This is a genomic window from Clostridium sp. CTA-1 (assembly GCF_054768215.1).
On sequence record NZ_BAAAAP010000011.1, the window covers coordinates 1 to 23794 of the forward strand.

Consider the following 23794-nt stretch of genomic DNA (forward strand, 5'->3'; position numbering starts at 1 on the left):
CTGTTGTCTGGAATCATACTCGTCATTCCAGGGGGCTCTTGAAAATGTATCTATAAATAAATCTACACATTCTTCCAAATATTCTTCTGATAACTTAATTACTTTTAGTTCCATTGTACACCTCCACTTTTCTTTCAAATTACTATTTGTTTAAAGATTATATGAATTATCTTTACTTTGCAGTTATATACATTGACCACACTTTTTAAATAAAATCTTTATATACTTTACCTTCTTGTTATTATCCTAATACCTATAAATATAACTTGTCCAATTATATAGATAATCGAAAGCGGTTTATTCCATTAACGATTTTTAAGTGGATAGGTCTTGCTCTACACATTAATCTTAACAAAATTAAAACTAATCACTGTAAGTAACAATAGTAATTTTAGCTTTTAATATTTAGAACTTCAATCAAGCTCATACCATTCTTAATCTTTAATACAGCATTTACTTTATTATAATCCCACCCTTTATTTATTCCATACCTTATAAGCAACTCTACAATTTTGGGTCTATATAAGTTTATCAAATAAGCGTTTTCCCAATCAAAATGTACTTCAATTAATGTAGATTTATATACAGCAGAGTAAATCCTCACTATAATCTTATATGGACCTTCAACTACCAAGTACTTAAACTCTATTTCATCAACAACAATGGTTCTTATCTTCTTCTTATAAACCTTCATATATTCCCCCTAATGAATAATGGTTAATTTAGGAATAGTTACCTGTCTTAAAACTATAAGTTTATATATTGATTTATTTTAGATTATACATGAAAACATTATACATGTACTCTCTATTACTTTTATAACTAATCTCAGTTTACCATTATAAGCATTAAGAGCTTATAGCTAATTAAAATAATACAACTAAATATTAACCAAGCATTATTAACTTAATCACCCTGTCCAATTTTTAGTCTAATTGGTATAGATACATCTTATCCTATTTTATGAATTATGAGAAATTATATGGATAATAGGAAGCTTGAACATTGAGAAAAAGTAAGTACAGTGAACGGATATATTTCGATAATAACGGAATCTGTTGAGACTTTGAAAATACATGGGATATACTTTGTGCTTCTAAGTCCATTCGTTTTAATAGTGACATATCCTATTATTCTGTTTAACTTACTAGTATTAGCATATTTAACATATTGACGTTTATTTGTATTTGTAGTATAAAGTACGTATCATTGTAGATTGACGCTGGTATGGACGGCGATTGTGCCGAGCACGTCACTCCTAAAAGTACTTGCTATGCTTATGGTACTTTTGTTAACAAGATTATTAATGTTCAATAATCAAACGGGGATAGATAGTATGAATAAAACAAACTTTAAAACTGCTTTATTTACTTGTATTGACGATACTTTTTGGACTATCGGTTGTAGTGGAGTAGCAAAAACCCTGCCAACATGATTTCACAACTTGGTAACAAAGCGTATTATCACCACTCCCCTCATAAATTTAATGCTGTCTTAATTCAGTTCTTTTCATTTCCACCATTTTTCCCATTACATCACATCATTATTTATAATAAATTCTGTTCAAATACCATTTCTTGTTAACGACATTACCCAATACTAAAGTAACTGCACATATACTCTTGGAATGTACCTTGTAATAATAATCATATTAGAATTTATATTTTAAGCTTAAATCAGCGGTATCTACTTCAACTATTATATTATCATTAATTTCTATATCCATAGTACCGTCTAATGATATATAGTTAGTCTTTGTATTCAAACTATTAATAATATCTATAACTGCACTTAAATTTAATTCACCATTTTGTATGTTTTTCTGAATAAATGCTAATAACATATATTCTGTAATTATATGTTTATTCTTTAAATGTAATTGATTTCTCTTATCTACAGCTAAATAGAAGATTTCTGGTTTACCTCTCATCTCTACTATCCTATTATTGCTATTAAATAACTGATATATATTTTCTTTCTTTGATAAATAATGCCTATGCTTAACAATCTGCTCGTTAAATATCTTGTTTAATGTATCCTCAATTTTAGGATATCTCTTTTCAGATCCATTATAATAATGATTATCTTTCCATTTTGCTTCGATTACTAACACAATATTTCTTTTCAAGTCATATATTGCAAAATCAATATCACTGTTTTCTTTTTCTTCTAATAGCTCATAGTATTTTTCTTCTACATAAAGAACATTGGTAAGTCCATCAAGTATTCTTTTCAGCTTATTTTGTGTAGATACAGATATCGTCTTATTCCTATTTACAAATTCAATACCTTTAAAGTAATGACCATTTACTATTGTGAATTGCCAATCATTTATCATAATCAAAGAAGGAATTGTAATAATATAGTGATCATGAGAAAATAAAGGGAATTCAAGTAAATGAGAACAACCATTATTTACAAAATATTCAATAATATCACCTACTTTATTGGGATGCATATCATATATCTTGCATATCTTATTAATAAGCCAATTTTTATCATAACACATAAGATATTCATCTATAATTTGCTCTGTATTAAGAATCCCCAATCCCAGCTCTCTCTTCATTCTTTTCACAAATGCAAGATAATACAAAAAAGATAAAACATTAGCTAGCTCTTCAACTGATTTGAATATCCTACTTCTTACTTTTGGAGGCAATTTATTTAAATCCTTCATTACTAAATTTCTTGAATACTGTAGCAATTCATCATCAATTTCATTTTCTAGTTTTCCTATCTTAACTCCATTTTCTTGATACAACATGTACTTAACACAAAATTTCATAATACCTTTCTCGATTAACATTTCTTCTTGCTTTACCGCCAATTCATCGTCCATTCCATAAAAATAGAATGCTTCTTCTCTATATTTATCTTCAACTAATGAGGTGATTAATTTATATCTTTTGGAGTTCACTTTTTTAAGTATACTTTTGGCATAAGAATTTCCATCTTTTATTTCAAGTAAGGTTCTGTAATCTCTTTCTAGTGTACATAATTCATCATAATCCTTTTCTTGATAAACCTGAAAACTTTTTTCATCAATGTCTTTCTTCATTCTCAATTTTATTCTATGTTGGAATGTGTTTTCAATTAAGTAGCCTACAACTCCCCTACGAATATCATTTAATATATCCTCTGCTGGATTTTTTTCCAATCCCATTTCTATATCAATTAATGGATAATGCAAAAAAAATCTAATATCATTCTTATGTTTATTAATATATTGATATATACCTCTAGAAATCTTAGGTTGGATTGTTTCAATCAGTTTTTTTCTAATTTCATAAGTCCCAACTAAATTCTCCATAATCTTTTCCTTCCTTCTTTTTATCAAATAATTAATATAATACAATTTTATATGTACTTTCTAAATATTTTGTCTCAGTCTATTTTTATTATCTTTCCATAGAATTGCGTCGAGTTTTATGCATTAAAAGCTTGTACTCAACATACATTTTATTCTATACAATCGACTCACATTATTAGCCTAATAATAGATACTAGCATTATTAATAGTTATAGCTTTCCCTGTTTCCGACGTTCCTGAGCCTCAACACGACGCGCTTGATGAAGGAATGTACTTTTGATTATTTCAGTATTCTATAATATTGAAATATATATTTAAATATTATACTTGACACATTTAAGTTGGGCTTTATTTATCATTACAAATTTATCTTTTGAATGAATAATCAGATTCGCCATACATATATAAATTTAATCAATTATGAACGCTATAAATTATTTTATAATGTACTACTTAACATTTTCCAGAATCTATTTGGTGCACAATGTTTTTCCCATAGACCATTTCTTGTTTTTAATGTGATTATTTTAGAATAAAGTAATACACATTTCTTTCTTGCTCTGCTAACACAAACAAAACAGATTCTGTAACTCTCCTCCTCTTCAATTTTATTACAATTATAATATGGAAAATTTCCTTCTTCCATTCCAATCATATATATAGCATCGAACTCAAGACCCTTGGCCCCATGCCGTGTTGATACTATAACTTGATTTTTAGGTTTTGTCATACTATAAAAATCAAATAAAGTATATTCTTTATATGGCAATACATTTAAACTACTTTTTAGCTTTTGAAGATTTTGATTCTCATCTGGACAAATATCTAGTTTATCTAATATCTGATTAATACGTAGTTCATCAATGATGAAATTTAACCATTGTGGCAAGCTTTCACAATATTTTTTACTCTCTAATAATAAATTATATAATTCTCGTTTTAACTTAATAATTTTCTCATCAATTAATAGTTTTATATTCCTATTTAATTCTTCCCAAAACATAAATATTTCATCAAATGAAATATTCTCTTTTACTACCCATCCTGCACATTTTTGCAACCACTTAACAATATCACTTATATCAAATAAATGTTTTGATATATAAAAATCAATTTTACTTTCTTGTAAAAAATTACAAACATCTGATATTTGATACTTATTCCCACATAGTATTGCCATTTCATGATATGGCATACCTTTTCCATGATCTTCTTTAATCCTTTTTACAATTTCCTTACATTGATCTAAAATTTCTCTTTCACAAGTTTTAAGTTCTATCTTTGCAGTAAAATTTTTCAAAGGTCCATTAGATATGTAGCTTCTATTTTGTCCCAATACTATTTCAGATGCATTAATTATTTTTTGGGCACTTCTATAATTGTTAATCAGCTTAATAGTACGTACTGAAAAAAAGCTTCCCAACTCGATCAAATATTCTGGAGAAGCTCCCTGGAAATCATAAATTGATTGATCTGGATCACCTACAGCAAAGTATTTCATTTTAGTATTCGTTATGAGTGACAAAATCATTTCGTGCAAAGGTTTTCCTAAATCCTGATATTCATCGATAATAATCCATGGAAATTTCGCTTCTAAGCAAATTCTTACATAATCTTCATTTTGAATAAGTTTCGTAGCATATTTTACAATACTGATAAAATCCATCATCCTTTCATTTTCAAGTTCTTTTTCGTATTCATCAGCTATTTCTAATGCTATTTCATTAGGCTCTGTATTTATTTGACTTAATCCTTCAATTTCTCTTGTTCTTTCTCTATCCATTTTTGAGATATTAATATCTATTCCTTTTACCTTTGTCAATTTACTGAAAATAATATTCTTTTTCTTTTCTGAAACTAATTTTACAGGATACGGGATATTATACATTGGATATAATTTGACAAATGGTTCAATTACTTCTTTTAGACAAAAGCTATGCACAGTACCTAAAAAAATATTTTTCCTATTTGGTATTCCTAATTTAGATAGCCGCTCTTTAAATTCTCTTGCAGCTTCTCTACTATAGGTAACGCATGCAATTCCTCTAGGCTCCTGAATTTTTTCTGAAAGCAACCTCATCACTTTTAATGTCAGTATTGTAGTCTTTCCGCTTCCCGGTCCAGCTAAAACTACTGTACTATCATTTGCTTTATATGCTTCTAATTGAAGTGGGTCTTGTTTAATTTGTTCAAGTTTTTTATAAAAGGTCTCTCTCATAAGCCTCTCCCTCACTTACCTTACTTGAAACATATTTAATTGCTTTTTTAATGTAATCTGGAACCATATCTTCAGTACAATTTGCCGCTAATCTTTGTGCAAAACGACCTTTTCCTATATTACTGTGTGAACTCGTAATTTGATTTAAACATTTATCAAATCTACCACTCTCAAAATTCTTTTTAAAATTACTTTTTTGAGTTGTTGCTCCTGCAGTTAATTTATTAAATATTCTTATAATAATATCTTTATCCCCACTATTTGAAAGCACATCAAAAATATCTATTTCTAGTGTGTGTATACCCACGAAAATACCTTTTTCCTGTAGTTTGATATCTTGCTCATTAACGTCCATTTGTCTGATTTTATTTTTAATATCTCCTCCATATATAACGCCGCATAATTCTATCATTCTCTCATTTCCATAATATCCATATGATTTATGATCTTCAGAATAGATACTTCCATAAACTCTTTCTTTTTTTTCATTATCCACATAATAATAATCACCATCTGTTAAAATGGCATTAGGAATCCCAAGTTTATCAACAAAAATTTTATATGGTTCAAAATTTGTTGAATTTATATTACAGATTATTATTCCTTTTTTATCTAAGTCTTCTCCTATTAATGATGCAAATCGAGGAATTAGATATTCTTCTGCTATACCTTCAACAAAAATTATCCCTTTTGCTAAATATATTTCCCCACGCTTTATATCAATATATCTTTCTAAATCTGATATTTCATCTTCATCCAAATTTATATTTGCAGTCGTATTTACTTGTGTTCCATCTGAATTTTCCAACAAATGTACAATACTATTTAAAGGTGCTACCGACGATAAATGCGTTGAATGTGTTGTAATAATCACTGAAGCATTACTTTGTGATACAGAATATTTGTATAATAATCGTTGATAAATTGGGTGTAAATGTGCCTCAGGCTCTTCAATGGCTAAAATAGTTGCTCCATTTGGCTTTTCATTATGTTCATAAATATACTTATACAATTCTTTTCTATTTATTTGCGTGATATTTTTCTTTAAATAATAATTGCCTTTTTCCTTTTTATAACACTTAGCTAGTATACCTGTAGAATCCTCAGTGTTCATAGCTTCATATTCCTCATTCGATAAGAATGTCTTTACAATATTATCTTGTATTAATAATAACATTAAGGTAATATAAAAAATATTATTGATCCCTAAACTATTATTATATGAATCACGACTATTTATAAGAGGTTTTAATGCATATAATATCCTTGAAGCATCAATATCCATAGTTTTTAATGAAACATTAAATATTTCAGAATACGAAACAATATCATTAAAAACTTTATTGATTTGTGCTTGCAAGTCATTTATTTCTGGTAAATCTAAAATATCTGCTCCTGAATCCTTCAAGGCTTTTGATATTTTTTCAAGCTCTTCTTTTTTTATTTTATATCTTTCCTTGACAAGTTTAGTTAATGGTGAATTTTTACTATTTTTCATCTCATTTTCAACATCTCTAATTGCTCTAATAACTTTTAATTTAATGAATTTACGGTCTTCATATGTAAATAATCTATTTTCATCGTCTCCTTTAAATATAATATAACGATATTTAGATTTTCCATTTACTGAAATATCTTTAAAGTATTTATAAGTAATCTTCAATAATTTTTCTCCATTAATATCCACTGTCGCATCTGATAATTGACACAATATATTTTTAGCTTCACTATATCCATCTATATATATTGATATTATAATTTCCTCTCCATTTTCTTCAGGATTTTTAATTCCATCATGGAAATCAGATTCATCCAATAATCTATCATCCTCTGAAAAAGTTGGATCCAAAATTAATTGAATGGCTCGCAACAAGTTGCTCTTTCCAGCCCCATTTTCACCAATCAAAATAGCCTTTTTTTTCAGTTCAAAATTAGCAGCTTTAAAATTCCTATAATTTTTGATTTGCACAAATCTAATAAATGGTTGCATACAATATTCTCCTCCCGTCATAAATCTTTTACGCTTATATTCTCTTAAGAAAAACTAATTAATTAAACAATTGATTTTTCTTATTTTAACTTCAAATTATAGATATAAGACTTCATACTAAAGACATCTCTGAGCTGATCCCAAGCAGAATCCCCTTTGGGTTATGCTTGCACTAATGAAGGAATATTCCTTGGATGTATATAAATCATTTTCTAAACTTGAATCTAAGCTCCAGCTAATCAAGATACTTGTCCAAATTTTCTACTAGCTAAAAAAACTTGAGTGCATCGTCATGTCATAAGACAACTATATAGAGAACTTTGCACTTACAGCCCATTCATTACTTTAATCTATATGATGATCTTGAATTATTAAAACAAACATTACGTGCATTATAACCATATTTACTCAACAGAAAGAAAATATCTTCTTCGGTTACTCGTGAACTAGGTCCAATATTAATTTCTGTTATAATATCTTTGATAATCAACTTATCAAACGCTAAATCAGCATAACCAATTATCTGATCATCTATAGCAAAATAATTAAGTGGATTCAAAACGTAGTTATTAAATCTTTTTTTCTGTGTAAAAATTTCTTTTAATTCGTCGTCAAGGAATTCAATATCCATATCTGGAGAATATATAATTCTTACTTCATCTTCTTCTTTAAAAGACGGATTTTTCATGTAACAACTAATCTCAGCTAAATCGTCACAAACAACTTCGCAGAAAGCATCAAATTCTTCAACAAAATACTCGTTAAAATCATCACTAATCCTAACCTTGTCACTTTCAAAAATATTTTTCATGTAGTTAATTGCATTTTCAACAACAAATTCTATTTCCTCTATCTGTTCATCTAATTCATATAAAACATCTTCAAAATAAACTTTATTCTTCCTGCTTATAGCTTTAGAAATTAACTTTGAATCAAACCCAATTGAAACCCCTTTTCCATTATCTCCATATGCTCTCCACTGACTTAATAAATCTCCATTTCTTGAAAAACACGTAATATAACTTGAGCTCTCAACATAATATTTAAGCATATCAAGGATAAACGCAAGATGATTATGTATTCCCTTATCATACCAATAATCTTCTTTTAAATTAATAGAAATTTTATTTTTCTCAAATGCTTTAATAAGTGAATCTTCTAAAATATTAAGTATCCACTTTCGTTCCATATAATCATTCGTTTTGCTTAAGTCACACAATCTTAAACTTTTATTTGAAATTATAGCTATAAATGTATCTAAGCTACAATAATGATAAAAACATCTGCTCATGTAAACCTCCTTTGTGTACTAGGTATAGTTATCGTATAACTACGATATTTCCGAAACTCTTAAAACAAGTATTCATATCCACTTTTTTGATTGTGAATTATAGACATTATCTTATCTATAAATATTTATTCAACATATATTCATCCAATCTATAATCAAGCTCTATTTTTCCATATCTATGTATAATAAATTTCATTATAATACCAACAACTGGCATCACAATAACAACTGGTCGTTCTGTTAAAAAGATACACAATAATAAAAGATTACTTAGTCTGTTTAATTTAAGTATCTTAGAAATATTATCTATTAACTCTTGATATTCTATAGAATAAAATTCATTAATATCCGCACTGTCTATATCAACAAGTATGTCTTGTTGACTATTGAAATTGCTCCGCTGAGAATTTTTTAGAATAACAACTACTCTCTTCAACATAGGAAACACCTGTTCCTGATATTGAATAAGTCTTTCGTAATTTTCCATTTGCTGTTTTTGTAACCCTATATCCTGGAACTCCCCAGCTGTATCCCACACCTGACTTACTTAAATTAATGGGAAAGCCTCCTCCAAGATTGATGCTTTTTCTATATCTAAATCCCATGAAAATCCTTCCTAATTTCCACTTATCCTTTAACAAAATTTGTATTTTAAATTGTTTAATCATAATTTAATATTCCTATATATACTTAATCTCATTTACTAACCTACTACATTAACTGTTCTTAGTTATTAGCCTTGTCAAATATTCTTAGCTTTTAAATAGATATTAGGTTATATAAGTTAAAATTTAAATAAATTTACCTAATATCTAACTTTATATACTATCATGTATATTTTACCATAAAATATTACATATATATAATTATTTTTATAAAATTCTACACAAATCCCAAAATAAAGCATATAAATGTGAAAAAATTAAAGCTTCCACTAAGTGAAAGCTTTTAAACTCTTATTCTATTTTATTTATATCTGTATCCATTTCTCTAACAATAAACTTGTATTATCTTTTTGTTATTATTTTCCATACCCATATAGTTTTCTGTTACTTCGCCTATTAAATTTGTTGATTTTCTTAAATTATATTACTATAGAATAAGTTATTTAAACAAAAATATCACTTAATAACAATCTTTTTAATTAATCACTTCCCCCTTTGTTGAAGCAATATCAATACTTTTCAATCCGCTTTTTAACACAAGCTTACGTAAAAATGGATTATACATAAAGGGGCATTTAAGTAGTTTTAAGAAGATTTTGAAACGAATATTAAAGGTTTTTAGCCAGTATTTTTTATTAGGGTTTTTACTAGGGGTATTTAGCACTTCACTCAAAACCCGGGCGCTGTTAATGGCTGAACTGATTCCCTCCAATGAACTTGGACTGATAAAGCCCGCAGCCTCCCCAACTAAAAAAGCATTTTCCTTTCCACAACAAAAATCATAAAATGATGATGGTCTAAGTACCATGCAGGCCTCGGTTTTTATAGGTTCCCCAAACCTAAATCCAATTTTCTCTAACTTTTTTTTCTGATTTTCGAACCGTTCCCGAGAATTATGTATAGGAAATGCACCGCCAAAAATAAACTTGTTATCTTTTGAAATAGACCAAGAACAGCAATCTGTGTTTTCTGAATCAAAAATACAGGAATAAAAAGGATTATCATGTGTTTCAGAAAACCATTGCTGAATTGACATATAAGTCCTTATTTTCTTTTTGGGATAAAGGAAGTTACGTACCATAGAATTTGCACCCTCTGCCCCAACCAAATATTTGGTGATAATAACCTGCTTTACACCATTTTCATAAAAAGTTACCCTATAACCCTCTGGTATTTTTTCAATGGAAGAACAATAAGAATCGTTGTAAACCTCCACGTGATTTGGAATAAGTGATTTCAACCATAAATCAAACTTGTGACGATCAATATTAATATAACCCCGCTGATAATATCGAATGAGAGTATTTTTCAGATCTATAGTTTTAACAGCAAAAATCTGAGGGTCCACTATAACATCCTTTGGAAGTGTAATATCTAACTTTGCTAATGCTTTCTGAGCATCAGAAGAAAGTAATCCACCACAAGGCTTCTTAAATCCTTTTTCTATAGAGTTTTTTTTATCAATGGCAATAACTTTATGTTTTTTAGAAAGCAGTTGTGCAAGTATAGAACCAGATGGCCCTAATCCAATGATTGCAATATCATATGAGCTACTCATTGTTTTTTTCATCCTTATTCTCACTTTCTAAATCTTTATCTTCCCTATACTCTAAAATATCTCCTGGCTGGCATTGTAGTATTCTGCACAAAGCATCAAGGGTAGTAAATCGAAAAGCTTTTGCCCTATGATTTTTAAAGTTTGATACATTTGCCATGGTCATTCCTAATTGTTCCGATAACTCTGTTAAAGATATTTTGCGTTTTGCCATCATAACATCCAAATTAACTACAATCATATTTGATTTCCCCCCTTTTAAAATGTTAAGTCATTCTCTTCTTTGATTTCCGCAGCTACTTTAAATATGTTAGACATTATCAAAAATAAAAAACCCACTGTTATTGATATAAAAATTACAACTATCAAAGGTAATATAGTCATTGCAAATAGATAAAAATCAAATAATACGTATAAAAATATGTTGCTCAAAAGATAAATACACGCCTCAGAAAATGCACAAATTGCAAGGATTTGAAACTCCTTTGATATAATTGGTGAAAAGGAATTTTCACTTGTAAGCAGTTTACAAATTCTTTTAAACTTAAATAATGCTATCAAATAAGGAACTGCACATAGATAAATAAATGCTGTCAATATCCACTCCATATTTGATGTTTCTACATTCATTCCTGATGTCTTAAAAAATGCTGTCAACACTAAAGGAATACTTATAAGGGTGATAATTGTTAAAATAATCCCCACAATTACTAATCCATTTAATATTTTTGAACTTATTTTCTCTTTCATAAGAATTACCTCACTCTAATATAGTTTTTATTAATTGTTTTCATCCATATTATATATCAACTCTTAAACAATTACAATAATTTTTTATCGTTATTCTTTATGTTTTTATCGTTTTTATTGAATACCCCTTTTCCTATACTCAATAGTAACACGAGATGCCACTTTGTAAATTGAAAAATAAATTTATATATCAAAAACAGGTAGTCCAATTCAAACTTAGACTACCTGTATACCTGCAAATATACAATTTATTAATAGTAAAATATATTTTATATCACCATAAATTTATTTGAGTTTTAATTCTCTTGTCTTTAACTTGAAACCCCATACTAGCATCATCCAATCCATAGGTGTGTGTTATTATCTTTTTAACTTCATCTTTATTTGAAATTAAAAACTTAATAACCTCATCAAATTCATGTGTTCCTCCAATTGTTCCATGAACTTTAATTGATTTTAAAGTAATTGGTGATAAAGTTACATTTTTATTAGGATACATTCCTAATGTTATGATATGTCCATTAGGATTGATTAAATATAAAGCTTGCTGAAATGCTTCTATATTTCCACTTGCTTCAAAAATAATATCATAGTTACAATGTTTTGAAATTTCACTGTACGAACTATTGTTTACTTCAAAACTTTTTTCACTTGCAAAATTCACATCAAAGATCTTACTAATAAAATCTCTTTTACTATCATCAATCTCCATAAGTTTGATATTACAATAGTTAAACTTAAATTTTAATAATAAATAAATTGATAATCCTATTGCTCCTCCACCTATTATTAATATGCATCTATCCTTTTTATCTAACATTGATTCTATCTTTTTTATAGCATGCAGTGCTACTGAAAAACATTCTGTTAGGGCAAGAATATCAAAAGATGTTTCCATTGGTGCTACATATAAATATTTTGTTTCTACAACTGCATATTGTCTTGAATATCCATCAATAGTTATTCCAAACTTTTCAATGTTGCTACATAAATTTTTATCTTCTTTACATAAACAACAATTGCCGCACCATTTGGAACAATCTCCTGTTACCTTATCTCCAATTTTAATGTTTGAGGTATCATCATTTATTTCAACAACTTCTCCAGACCACTCATGACCAAAATATAAAGGATACCTACAAGGTCCAATATAATTACCATAAAATAATTTATAATCTGATCCACAAAGACTTATAGTATTTATTTTTATTAAAGCATGTCCTTTAGGTATGTTTTCAGGTATATCTAAATCTATTTTTTTTATTACCTTGGGAGAAATTAATTTCAATCCCTTCATAATAACTCCTTCTTCCAACTTTTTATAAAATTAATGATTACTCTATTATAGATTTAATGAAGCTTCATTCATAATCATTTAACTTTATTGTACTAATTCCATACTAGAAAATTCTCTTATATGCTGTTCTATTTGTTTCAAGTATTTTATACTCTTATCTAAAGCATTATTCCAATCATCAGCATGATGATATAATTCTACACTAATATAATGCTGATAATTATACTTAATTAAATCTTTAAAAATTGTATAAAAATCAATATCTCCTGTACCTGGTATTTGATGATAATGAACTCTATTTTTAATATCTTCTATATGGATATGCCTTGTATAAGGAATACTTTTTCTAATAGATGAAATAGGATCTTCTTCACAACAATATACATGTCCAATATCCAAATTCAACATTAATCTTGGATTATTTATTTCATTAATTAACTTTATAGCTTGTTCTGTTTTTTCAATAAACATACCAGGTTCAGGTTCTAAAGCAAATGTTGTGTTTGGGCATTTTACTAATAAATAATTTATCCCTTGTTTTAAATAATCGTATGCTTCATTACTGGAAATTTTATCGGATTTGAATCCTGTGGCAAAATTAATTACATCGACACCTAAATATTCAGCAAATTCAGCTGTTTTAACAAGTAATTCAATACGTTTTTTTCTACCAATAGAATCCTTACAAATTATGGATGGTTCAAACTTATCATCACTTAAAATATCATCACAACCTGTTGCTATATCAGATAAAGCTAAGCCACAACTTTTTAATGTTGATTTTATTTTTTTCACTTCTTCTATATTAATATTTAATGGATGAAAATGTTGTTTATGCAAAGATATTTCTATTCCATCATAGCCATGATTTGATATTTGTTTTATTGCTTCTTCTAATGGCATATTTCTTAATCCATTTGTATTATAAGCAAATTTTAACATATTCTCCTCCTTTAAATTTTGAAATCAAATATCCTATTTTAACTTATAAATCTAGTATATTTTTATAATAAATTCGCTAAAATTAGCAAGTTTCTTCTATAGCCTCATTGATTATATTAAAAGGAACTCTAATCATATAACTACCATCAGTGTTTATGCATTTTCCTATGTTTTCAAGAACAACAAACCTTATACCATTCATATCTTTTTTATTATCTAGTTTTATTCTATTAATTATGTCAGAAATTTTTATATTTGAAGGAATTCTAGTAGGTGTCTTCAATGCTGATAATATATCCAAATGCTCCTTAACATCCTGTTTACTTAAGTAACCAAGTTTTTCACTTACGCGAGCAGCAACCATCATACCAATTGATACACTTTCCCCATGTGATAGTTTTCCATATGAAAGCTTTTCTATTGCATGTCCAACGGTATGACCATATTCTAGAATCATAGCTAAACCTTTTTCAGTTGGATCTGCTTTCATTATTGGTAACTTTGATTCAATACTCATTTTTACTAAATTAAAAACACCTTCTTGGTTAACATTAAAATCATTTTTAATTACTGATTTAAGTTTATTTAAAAAATCTGCATCATATATGAATCCATTTTTAACAGTTTCAACAAAACTACCTCTTATAAATCTTTCACTATCAAATGTTAAGAATGAAGTATCTATAAAATTAAATAAAGGTGTATAATATGATCCAATCATATTCTTACCATAAAAAGAATTAATCCCTTGTTTTCTGCTAAGAATGCTATCAGTCTGAGACATAAATGTTGTAGGTATATGAAAAAACCTAATACCTCTAAATGCTAAAGCAGCAGCCAATCCTGTAATATTCCCTACAACACCTCCACCTAATGAAATTAAAATTGAACTTTTAGTTACATTGTTATCAAATAAATCTTCCATTAAATCATTAAACACTTTTATATTTTTATGTTTTTCACCTGATGGCAGTTTAATTAATTTTACTGAAACTTTTTGATTCATATATTCTAATAGTTCATTTCCAAACAAATTATATACAACATCGTCTGTAATTAAGAAAAACTTATCTGTATTTAAATCCATCATCTTTTCTAATAGACTTTCTCTCCATATATTGCACCCTAAATATATTGGGGATGATTCTAATAAATTTGTTTCAAGTTTAACCTCTGGATGATAATAATCATCATTAATTTTTTGTGCTAAATTCATATACATTTTGCATTCCTCCTGTTTGTTTTCTCATTAATTTATATAATATGTTTTTTAATAAAACTACTCTGATAAATAAAATAATCTGCTATTATTTTAAATCAAAATACCACTCCTTTGCTATTTATTGAATATCATTATCAATACATCTTGATAACAATTACCATTTTAATCCTTTTTATTAAATTTGTAAATAATTTTCTATTAATTGTTAAATAAATTTCGTACTACAAATTTCGATAAACTTAGTAGTTATTTTTGTTATTAAACAATTAAAAGGGACAAGAATAAAAGACCCAAACACTAGATGTTTACTAATGTTCAGGTCTCTTTTATACACGAAATTCCAATTTCCCCTTCAAAAAACATATCCTAAGTTCTATTATTTTTCTAAAGAAAATGACTTTTCAGTATTTTATTTATATCTATATCCTCTAATAATTTTTCCTTAATCACCTGTAAAAGTTGCCATACTTGACAGAGGGAATATTAATGTAACTTTAGTTCCTTTATTTACCTCAGAGACAATAATAATTTTTAGCCCCAATTTTGAACAAAGCTTTTCACATAAATATAAGCCCATTCCTGTACTCTTACTAAATTTTCTTCCATTTTCACCGGTAAATCCCTTTTCAAAGACTCTATTTATATCTTTGTCTATTATACCTGCTCCATTATCTTCTATGGTTAACATTACTGAATTAGCTTTCTTAATTGAATATATACTTATCATTGGCTCTTTGCTATTTGAGTACTTTATAGAGTTTACTATTATCTGATTAATAATAAATTCAACCCATTTTCCATCACTATGCACAATTTCATCAATATCTTTTATATCTAATTTTATTTTTTTATGAATAAAGTCTCTATAATTTCTTTTAATTACATTCCTTACTGCTAAGTCAAGGTTAATTTGTTTTATGATATAATCTTTACTCACATTATTGCTTCGAGAATAATAAAGCACCTGTTCTACAAATCCCTCAATTCTATCCATCTGAAAGTCTATTTTATTAGTTACTTCGTTTCTATTATTTTCAATTATCAGCTTTGTAGAGGCTATTGGTGTTTTAATTTCATGTACCCATGTCTCTATGTATTCTCTATAATCTTCTTGCATATCCTTATAGTATTTTACATTTTCATGCATATCTCTGCTTATCTCTTTAAGTATAGAATTAAGCTTTTCCCCTTCTATAAAGTTTGCTTCCTTTATTATTTCTGGGAGTAAATATTTGTTATCTAAGTTTTCTAATATGCTATCAACTTCATCATAATAATTTTTATATTTTATAAATTCCAAAGATATATATGAAACTAATGGCAAAAACCAAATACAAAATGCAGATAAAATTATAATTAAACTAACTTTAATAGCAGCCATTATAGCCGCTATTACAATAAATATTAGCATATTACATATTATTACTACCATTTTGTCTTTAATAAATTCACCTATACTCATGGCATTATATACCCTAACCCTCTCCTTGTTTCTATTGGATTCTCTATGCCTATCTCTTGAAGCTTTTTTCTTAATCTATTAATATTAACAGTTAAGGTGCTATCATCTACAAAATAATCTGATTTCCACAAGTATTCCATGAGTAAATCTCTTTTTATTATATTACCCTTGTTATTTATTAAATAGGAAAGTATCTTAACCTCATTTTTAGTTAACTCTAAGGATTTATCTTTATACATAACCGTTGCATTTGAAAGATTTAAATTAAAATCTCTGTAATTTAATATATTATTAGTTTTTAAGTTTCCATAGGTTCTTTTTAATATATTTGTTATCCTTGCTAATAATATTTCTGTGTTATATGGCTTTGTTATAAAATCATCTGCCCCTAAATTTATGCTCATTAATTCATCTACATCACTATCTCTACTTGTAACTATTATAATTGGAACATCCGAAGTCTTACGTATTTCTCTGCATATATAATAACCATCATATAGTGGAAGATTTATGTCTAATAATATAAGGTTTGCATGTTCATTTTCAACATATTTTATTATATTATTAAGATCTATAGGTGCTTTTACTTCATATCCATATTTTATTAAAAAATTTTGTAATTCTTCTCTTATAACTTCATCATCTTCAATAATAAGGATTTTTTTCACTACTTACTCTACCTCCCTAACATAGAATATAAGGCTATTAAACTTTGGGGAACAAAATCTAATAGCCTTAATCATTATTATAAGATTAAATATCACTTTTTACCATATTTTTTGATTAATATCCTCATATTTTACATAAAACAAAATGCCTACAATTGTTATAACAAACTGTTGAAAAGATTATTTCAATAAAATACTTACTTTTTCTTTTGAATACCAGATAGTAGCATCATTCCAAATCCAGTTAGTCCATACATAAACTTTCCAATTACTACGCTTACAGGTATTGAGAATGCTGGTTCAACTAAATCAAGAGATTCTGGATATTTTGTAAAGAAGTTTCCTCCAAATAAATCAACTGCATATGGCAATGGAATAAAACTTACTAATATCACCACTGCCATAAGTACAAAAACTACTCCTTGATGATACCGGCCTCCCAAAGTTCCTAAGCCAAACACAAACATCATAGCTGGAAGCAGTGTTATGACTGTTGGCAATACAAGTTTTCCAAAATTAGTAAAGTTAAAATTCACAGCATAGAAGCACAAACTATAGACAATAGGAACCGCAGAAACTAAAACAAAGCCTATAATAATAGTTCCAAAGCGAATCATTTGAAACTTAAATGGGTCAATAGGAGTTGCTTTAGTTAACACCTGTACGCTCTTTTCCTGTTTTTGATAAAGAAAAGATATAAAAAATAGCAGTGTAACAAGCAATATTGGCAACACTTTAGCAAGGTATGTTCCATAGCTCCAGCCAGAGAATGGAGCGGTATTTGAAATCCCAAGAATTATCTCTCCACGCATAACTTCATAGCTATACAAAGCAGAAATAATAAGTAATCCTAAGAAAAATTTATTTATAATCAGCCTTTTAAGTTCATATTTAAATATTCTATTCAAGGTTTAACTCCTCCCCTTTTAGCTCACAAGCATTTAGAAAATCCTGCCATGTAATTTGTGTTTTTGATTTATTTTTATATAATTTAGCTAAAATTTCATCCATTTTATCTTCGCCCCCGACTAACTTTGAAGCTTTCAAAATTTGAAGAGGTAATTTTGAGTATTGTCGCAAGACTCTATCATTGTCATCAATATCTTGAACATACCTTTGGGGCAATATTTTTAAATATTCTGGATGTCTAGTATAAAAATTATTATTATTTTCTTTCACACGAGCCTTCCATATATCCACATAATTTTTTTTCGCATATTCTTCTCCATGGGTTTTCTTAACAACTCGGTAAGTTGTATAGACAGCAAGCCCTTCAGCTGACCAATTTCTATTATTCCCCCCGGAACCTACAGTGTGCACTCCCCACCACTGATGAGCAAGTTCATGAGCCAGTGTTTCAGCAGCAGATGCTCCCTTTGATTTATCACTTAAATTTTCATCATTAAAACAGAATTCTCCTATGGTACTATAATTAGGCAATGCTAGTCCTCCTGGAAATAAGGCTGTTTTTTCTACTATTTTTAAGGGTGAATTTTTAGAGACATTATTTAACTTTCCATAATGACTAATACAATAATCAATAGTATCCTTCATCACTTTTTCAGCACTCATATTTTTCATAGTATTCTCATGTTTACTGCTATAGTAAAAGTTTATGGGCATTTCTTCATTACTGAGCTGCTTCATAACATAATCACCGGCCATTAAAGAGAATCGAGTCCCCCTAAGATGAACAAGCCATGTTTTCTTATCTCCATCCTCTGAAAGTAACTTCGTGCTATCCCCAGTTAAGTTTGCTACTGCTTTACCATTCTCATCCTCTTGTGATGAATCCACTACTGGAATAAGCCCAGCAGGCATGGTAAGCTTACATGCAAGTTCAGAATTATCCTTGCTGTTTGCTACTTTTATATTAGGAATAAAACCACTGTCTAAATCTATATATTTGTTGCTAATATTAGTATCCAGAAGAAAATCACTCAAGAAATATAGGATTTTAGGTCTTCCCTCATATTCTATAGCGAGCTTAATATTCTTTTCCTTAGGTACATTAAATATAATATTATTTCTTATGTTTTTTAATTTTTTAAATGTAACCTTTTTATCATTTACAATTATTTTATGAATAGTATATCCTGGATTTATTGTAAATCTGCATTCCTGTGTACTGTTACTCAAATTTTCAAGTGAATATACCGCCTTTCCAGAAAGACTCCCTTTACTTCCATCAAATGAAATTTTCAAATCACTGTTTAACAACTGAATCTCTTTATTCACCTTATCCGAACTGTCCGCCGAATCATTATTAATCATTTCAATAATTCCTTCTTTAGATACCAGAAAAACATCAGGTTGATTTATAAAAGCATAGCATCCACTACCAATCATTGCTACAGCAATTAAAGGAATATAAACTTTTCTTGAATTATAAAGCATAGAAGCAAATATTCTCTTGCCATAACATCGTACACTTAATAGCCCAATTAACCACAAACCACCAAATATTAAAAACCAAAATAGTCTATTATGCTTCATTAAACGAAATACTTGTGTATTACTAAAATAATCTGACAGTGCTGGGACTGAAGGTTTTATCCAATGCAAAATATTTCCAATAGGCAGATCTCTAATTAAATTTGGCAGCATTAATAGAATAAATGCTGCCATACTAAGATCTATACGATAGAAAATCTGATAAAGGGCAGAAGCTGCTAAAATTGATAACAGTATAGATGGAAGTATCAAAAGAAAGAAGCTATTTAAGTAGGTATATCCATCAAAAACATTACCCATTTTTATAACTGTATATGGATAATAAAGGGCTGAAGTAATAGAAACAGTAACAGTGGCCACTATTCCTATGGTAAGTAATCTCACCACATTTAGCACCAAAGGGGATACAATACTATTTGTTAGTTCTTCTATTTCATATTTATGTACCCTACTAAACTCTAATAGAGTTAATATTGCGAATAAAATCCCTCCACCTACCGCTCCAGCAATAGATGGATTTCCGATAAAGTGTCCAGATAACGTTTTATTAGCCATGCCATCGTACAACTTATATCCAGCCATTGGGCAAAGCATAGTTAATATCATAATTAAATAAACAATTTTTGAATGGAAAATACGATTTAATTCCACCCTTAAATAGGAAAAGAAATTCATGACTATTTCACCTCTTTCTCCATAATAAGATACATATAGGCATCCTCAAGAGTAGGCTCCACAGCTTCTGCAAAGTCTGGAAGTGTTTCCGCTACAATACGGCAAGCAATGCCACTGGCTGTGTTAACCCTTGATGTTATCTTATAATCTCCCCTTTCCTTTTCTCCTATTCTTTCTTCAAACACTCCAACATGATTGTGTGCCAAGACAATCAATTCCTCTGGAGTCCCTGTAAATAAAATTTGCCCATGATTAATAACAATCAGTTTATCACATACTGATTGTACATCTTCAATTATATGGGTAGATAATAAGACAATCTTATCCTGTGCAGTCTTAGAAAACAAATTACGGAAATTAATACGTTCCTCAGGATCAAGTCCAACGGTTGGCTCATCAAAAATTAATAATTCTGGATTACCCATAAGAGCTTGGGCAATACCTACACGCTGCCTTTGACCGCCAGATAAAGTGGAAATACGTGCTTTACGTTTTTCCCATAGATTTGTCTTCTCAATAACCTCTTTAATAACCTTCTTACTATTTTTAATTCCTTTTAGTGCTGCCATATAATCTAAAAACTGCCAGACGGTAAGTTCATCATAAAGTCCAAAAGATTGTGGTAAATATCCTAGACTTGCTTTTAGCTTTCTTTCATTTTTAAGTAAGGGCACACCATCTATAAGAATTTCTCCGCTAGTTGGTATCAACTCTGCTACAAGTAGTTTCATAAGTGTTGACTTTCCTGCTCCATTAGGTCCTAAAAGTCCAATAAGACTTGGACTTTCTATTTGCAGTGAAACATCCTTTAATGCTTTTTTACCAGATTTTTTACCAGCTTTATATATCATATTTAAACTTTCAACTGAAATTTTCATAATTTTATCATCCTTTCATATGCCTTATTTAATATCTCCATATTTTACATATAACAAAATTAAATATTCCTTTTTACTATATTTTTATATCCTTCATAGGTTATATAGAAATATCCCAAATAAACTATAACAAATATTAAAACAGTTATTAAAATTGAAGACCCAATATTGATTTTATTAATAATCATAATCATATTTCTTTAAAAGTAGATTTCTTTAACCTTATCTCCTGTAACTTATTTTATACAATTCCATTTATTGTATCAATGAAACTATATTTCATTAACATTACATTTTTGTTATATTAATATAAATAACTCTTAAGCCTCCAAAAACTATATTGACAGTAAATTATTATATTGGTACAATAATTGCAGAGTGATGACTGAGGTCACACGAAGGGGTACACCACCATGGGTGTAAGTCTTCGTGTGACCTTTTTTGTTGCATATAAATTTATTTGGGGGTGAATTATGGTATACGTAAATGGCAATTCAATAAGCAATGCAGACAATTTATGCTTATATGATTATCTAGTACGCGAAGGTTATAAAATTTCCTTTGTTGCAGTTGAATGCAATGGTTATATTGTCCCTAAAACTCAATATAAAGAAAAAATATTAACAGATGGTGATGTTATTGAAGTTGTAAGCTTCGTAGGAGGTGGCTAATTTGAATATAAAGATTAATGGTAAGCAAATAACAACTAATTGTTCTACTCTTCATGATTTGCGTAAAAAGCATTATGGTGATGAAAAAAATATAATAACTATTTTTAATGGTTTTCAAACTTTTGATGATTATGATATTGGTGAAAATGATGAAGTAAATTTTATTGAAAAAGACAAAATGCCGCCACAAGATGAGTTTGAAAGCTTAATGTGTGCAAGACATACTCCACATGTGTTTGAAAAAGTTAAATATGCCAAAGTAGCAATTGCTGGTCTTGGCGGTCTTGGTTCTAATATAGCAGTAAATTTAGCAAGAACAGGAATAGGTCATTTACATTTAATCGATTTTGATATAGTAGAACCCAGCAACTTAAATCGTCAGCAATATAAAATTAAGCATCTTGGATTATATAAAACAGAGGCATTGAAAAATGAAATTGAAGAAATAAATCCATTTATTAAAATCACTATTGATACTGTAAAAGTTACTGAAGAAAATATTCAATCATTATTTAAAAATGATGATATTATTTGCGAGGCTTTTGATAATCCAATAGCAAAGGCTATGCTTGTAAACAATCTTCTTGAATACTATCCATTAAAGAAGATTGTATCAGCTTCAGGAATGGCAGGATATGAAAGTAGTAATACAATAGTCACAAAAAAAGTAACAGATAATTTCTATTTATGTGGTGATAGAACAACGGGTGCTGTGGTAGGACGAGGTCTAATGGCTCCACGTGTATCTATCTGCGCAGGACATCAATCAAATATGGTTTTAAGATTAATACTAGGAATAAAAGAAGTATAAAGTAAAGCTAAATTAAACTTATAACCTAATAATTACAATGTCTAAAGCTATACTACTATTTTAAACTTTACTAAACATTAGATGAGATATAACTTCATTATATAAATTTAACAGTAACAAAACAAAGGAGTGGGGAAAATGGGAAATGATATGAAAAATAATACTGACAAACTTATTATAGGTGGGCATGAGTTTAATTCACGATTTATATTAGGATCTGGAAAATATTCACTTGATTTAATAAAAGCAGCTGTTGAAAATGCTGGTGCAGAGATTATTACTTTAGCATTACGTCGTGCTAATTTAGGCGGTAGTGCTAACATTTTAGATTACATACCTAAAAATGTTACATTACTTCCAAATACCTCAGGGGCTCGTAATGCTGAAGAAGCGGTTCGTATTGCACGTTTAGCTCGTGAAATTGGATGTGGAGATTTTATTAAAATTGAAGTTATTCGTGATTCAAAATATCTTTTACCGGATAATTATGAAACAATAAAAGCTACTGAAATTCTTGCAAAAGAAGGATTTGTAGTAATGCCTTATATGTATCCGGATCTAAATGTTGCAAGAGATATGGTAAATGCAGGAGCTTCAGCTATTATGCCTCTTGCTGCACCTATTGGATCAAACAAAGGATTAAGTACAGGTGATTTTATTAAAATTTTAGTTGATGAAATTGAAATTCCAATTATTGTGGATGCAGGAATTGGACGACCATCTCAAGCTTGCAGGGCTATGGAAATGGGTGTTGATGCTATTATGGCTAATACTGCAATTGCTACAGCAGGTAATATTTCAGCTATGGCAAAAGCCTTTAAAAATGCCATAGAAGCAGGAAGAACAGCCTATCTTTCAGGTCTTGGTCCTGTACTTGATAATGGTGCTTCAGCTTCATCACCGTTAACTGGATTTCTTGAAGATTAAGGAGG

General features: G+C 28.7%; 22 protein-coding genes. 4 read left to right on the forward strand and 18 right to left on the reverse strand.

Translation table 11 applies throughout. From position 1 onward, the window contains the following. Positions 1 to 391: 391 nt before the first annotated feature. Positions 392 to 694, reverse strand: coding sequence for a hypothetical protein (locus ACYUEW_RS10655; RefSeq protein WP_061326577.1), 303 nt, complete (start codon positions 692 to 694; stop codon positions 392 to 394). Positions 695 to 1240: 546 nt separating this feature from the next. On the opposite strand from ACYUEW_RS10655, the gene ACYUEW_RS10660 reads away from it, so the two are divergent. Continuing rightward, on the forward strand, positions 1241 to 1435 hold the full coding sequence (locus ACYUEW_RS10660; RefSeq protein WP_460276718.1) for a hypothetical protein: 195 nt from the start codon (positions 1241 to 1243) through the stop codon (positions 1433 to 1435). A 216-nt stretch (positions 1436 to 1651) separates the two neighbouring features. Here ACYUEW_RS10660 and ACYUEW_RS10665 read toward each other — a convergent pair whose 3' ends face one another. The 17 genes from ACYUEW_RS10665 to ACYUEW_RS10745 form a co-directional block, all read right to left on the reverse strand. Then, the gene (locus tag ACYUEW_RS10665) at positions 1652 to 3313 is read right to left on the reverse strand and encodes a hypothetical protein (RefSeq protein ID WP_460276719.1); all 1662 of its coding nucleotides are present in this window, start codon (positions 3311 to 3313) and stop codon (positions 1652 to 1654) included. Between the two features lie 439 nt (positions 3314 to 3752). Further along, positions 3753 to 5531 (reverse strand): ATP-dependent helicase, encoded by a 1779-nt coding sequence (locus ACYUEW_RS10670; RefSeq protein WP_460276720.1) that lies wholly within the window; start codon positions 5529 to 5531, stop codon positions 3753 to 3755. Beyond that, positions 5512 to 7521, reverse strand: coding sequence for an ATP-dependent nuclease (locus ACYUEW_RS10675; protein WP_460276721.1), 2010 nt, complete (start codon positions 7519 to 7521; stop codon positions 5512 to 5514). Before ACYUEW_RS10675 ends, ACYUEW_RS10670 begins: the two co-directional genes overlap by 20 nt. A gap of 340 nt (positions 7522 to 7861) precedes the next feature. Next, positions 7862 to 8812, reverse strand: a complete 951-nt coding sequence (locus ACYUEW_RS10680) for a DUF2971 domain-containing protein (protein ID WP_460276722.1) — start codon at positions 8810 to 8812, stop codon at positions 7862 to 7864. Positions 8813 to 8927: 115 nt separating this feature from the next. Further along, a complete protein-coding gene (locus ACYUEW_RS10685) occupies positions 8928 to 9248 on the reverse strand; it encodes a hypothetical protein (protein WP_460276723.1) in 321 nt (106 codons plus the stop codon). Next, positions 9196 to 9480 carry a DUF4236 domain-containing protein gene (locus ACYUEW_RS10690; protein WP_460276724.1) on the reverse strand — a complete coding sequence of 95 codons (285 nt, stop codon included), beginning with the start codon at positions 9478 to 9480 and terminating at the stop codon, positions 9196 to 9198. The genes ACYUEW_RS10685 and ACYUEW_RS10690 overlap by 53 nt, the downstream gene beginning before the upstream one ends. Positions 9481 to 9952: 472 nt before the next feature. Continuing rightward, on the reverse strand, positions 9953 to 11035 hold the full coding sequence (locus ACYUEW_RS10695; RefSeq protein WP_460276780.1) for an FAD-binding protein: 1083 nt from the start codon (positions 11033 to 11035) through the stop codon (positions 9953 to 9955). Further along, positions 11028 to 11273: a helix-turn-helix domain-containing protein gene (locus ACYUEW_RS10700; RefSeq protein WP_460276725.1), complete on the reverse strand. Its 246-nt coding sequence runs from the start codon at positions 11271 to 11273 to the stop codon at positions 11028 to 11030. The genes ACYUEW_RS10695 and ACYUEW_RS10700 overlap by 8 nt, the downstream gene beginning before the upstream one ends. 17 nt (positions 11274 to 11290) lie before the next feature. Further along, positions 11291 to 11782, reverse strand: coding sequence for a DUF2975 domain-containing protein (locus ACYUEW_RS10705; protein ID WP_460276726.1), 492 nt, complete (start codon positions 11780 to 11782; stop codon positions 11291 to 11293). Between the two features lie 274 nt (positions 11783 to 12056). Next, positions 12057 to 13079: a zinc-dependent alcohol dehydrogenase gene (locus ACYUEW_RS10710; RefSeq protein WP_460276727.1), complete on the reverse strand. Its 1023-nt coding sequence runs from the start codon at positions 13077 to 13079 to the stop codon at positions 12057 to 12059. A gap of 84 nt (positions 13080 to 13163) precedes the next feature. Next, complete coding sequence (locus ACYUEW_RS10715) at positions 13164 to 14021, reverse strand: sugar phosphate isomerase/epimerase family protein (protein WP_460276728.1); 858 nt, start codon at positions 14019 to 14021, stop codon at positions 13164 to 13166. Between the two features lie 82 nt (positions 14022 to 14103). Next, positions 14104 to 15243: a 2-deoxy-scyllo-inosose synthase gene (locus tag ACYUEW_RS10720; RefSeq protein WP_460276729.1), complete on the reverse strand. Its 1140-nt coding sequence runs from the start codon at positions 15241 to 15243 to the stop codon at positions 14104 to 14106. 442 nt (positions 15244 to 15685) lie between these two features. After that, on the reverse strand, positions 15686 to 16705 hold the full coding sequence (locus tag ACYUEW_RS10725; protein ID WP_460276730.1) for an ATP-binding protein: 1020 nt from the start codon (positions 16703 to 16705) through the stop codon (positions 15686 to 15688). Beyond that, on the reverse strand, positions 16702 to 17373 hold the full coding sequence (locus ACYUEW_RS10730; protein ID WP_030035422.1) for a response regulator transcription factor: 672 nt from the start codon (positions 17371 to 17373) through the stop codon (positions 16702 to 16704). The genes ACYUEW_RS10725 and ACYUEW_RS10730 overlap by 4 nt, the downstream gene beginning before the upstream one ends. 197 nt (positions 17374 to 17570) lie before the next feature. Further along, the gene (locus ACYUEW_RS10735) at positions 17571 to 18281 is read right to left on the reverse strand and encodes a hypothetical protein (RefSeq protein WP_460276731.1); all 711 of its coding nucleotides are present in this window, start codon (positions 18279 to 18281) and stop codon (positions 17571 to 17573) included. Further along, entirely contained in the window at positions 18274 to 20433 is a 2160-nt protein-coding gene (locus ACYUEW_RS10740) for a M1 family aminopeptidase (protein ID WP_460276781.1), read from the reverse strand. The genes ACYUEW_RS10735 and ACYUEW_RS10740 overlap by 8 nt, the downstream gene beginning before the upstream one ends. 71 nt (positions 20434 to 20504) lie before the next feature. Continuing rightward, a complete protein-coding gene (locus tag ACYUEW_RS10745) occupies positions 20505 to 21380 on the reverse strand; it encodes an ATP-binding cassette domain-containing protein (protein ID WP_460276732.1) in 876 nt (291 codons plus the stop codon). 473 nt (positions 21381 to 21853) lie between these two features. On the opposite strand from ACYUEW_RS10745, the gene thiS reads away from it, so the two are divergent. The 3 genes from thiS (at position 21854) to ACYUEW_RS10760 (ending at position 23789) form a co-directional block, all read left to right on the forward strand. Further along, positions 21854 to 22051 (forward strand): sulfur carrier protein ThiS, encoded by a 198-nt coding sequence (gene thiS, locus ACYUEW_RS10750; RefSeq protein ID WP_045518196.1) that lies wholly within the window; start codon positions 21854 to 21856, stop codon positions 22049 to 22051. Position 22052: 1 nt separating this feature from the next. Beyond that, a complete protein-coding gene (gene thiF / locus ACYUEW_RS10755) occupies positions 22053 to 22862 on the forward strand; it encodes a thiamine biosynthesis protein ThiF (RefSeq protein WP_460276733.1) in 810 nt (269 codons plus the stop codon). 150 nt (positions 22863 to 23012) lie between these two features. Then, a complete protein-coding gene (locus ACYUEW_RS10760; protein WP_460276782.1) occupies positions 23013 to 23789 on the forward strand; it encodes a thiazole synthase in 777 nt (258 codons plus the stop codon). Positions 23790 to 23794: the final 5 nt, after the last annotated feature.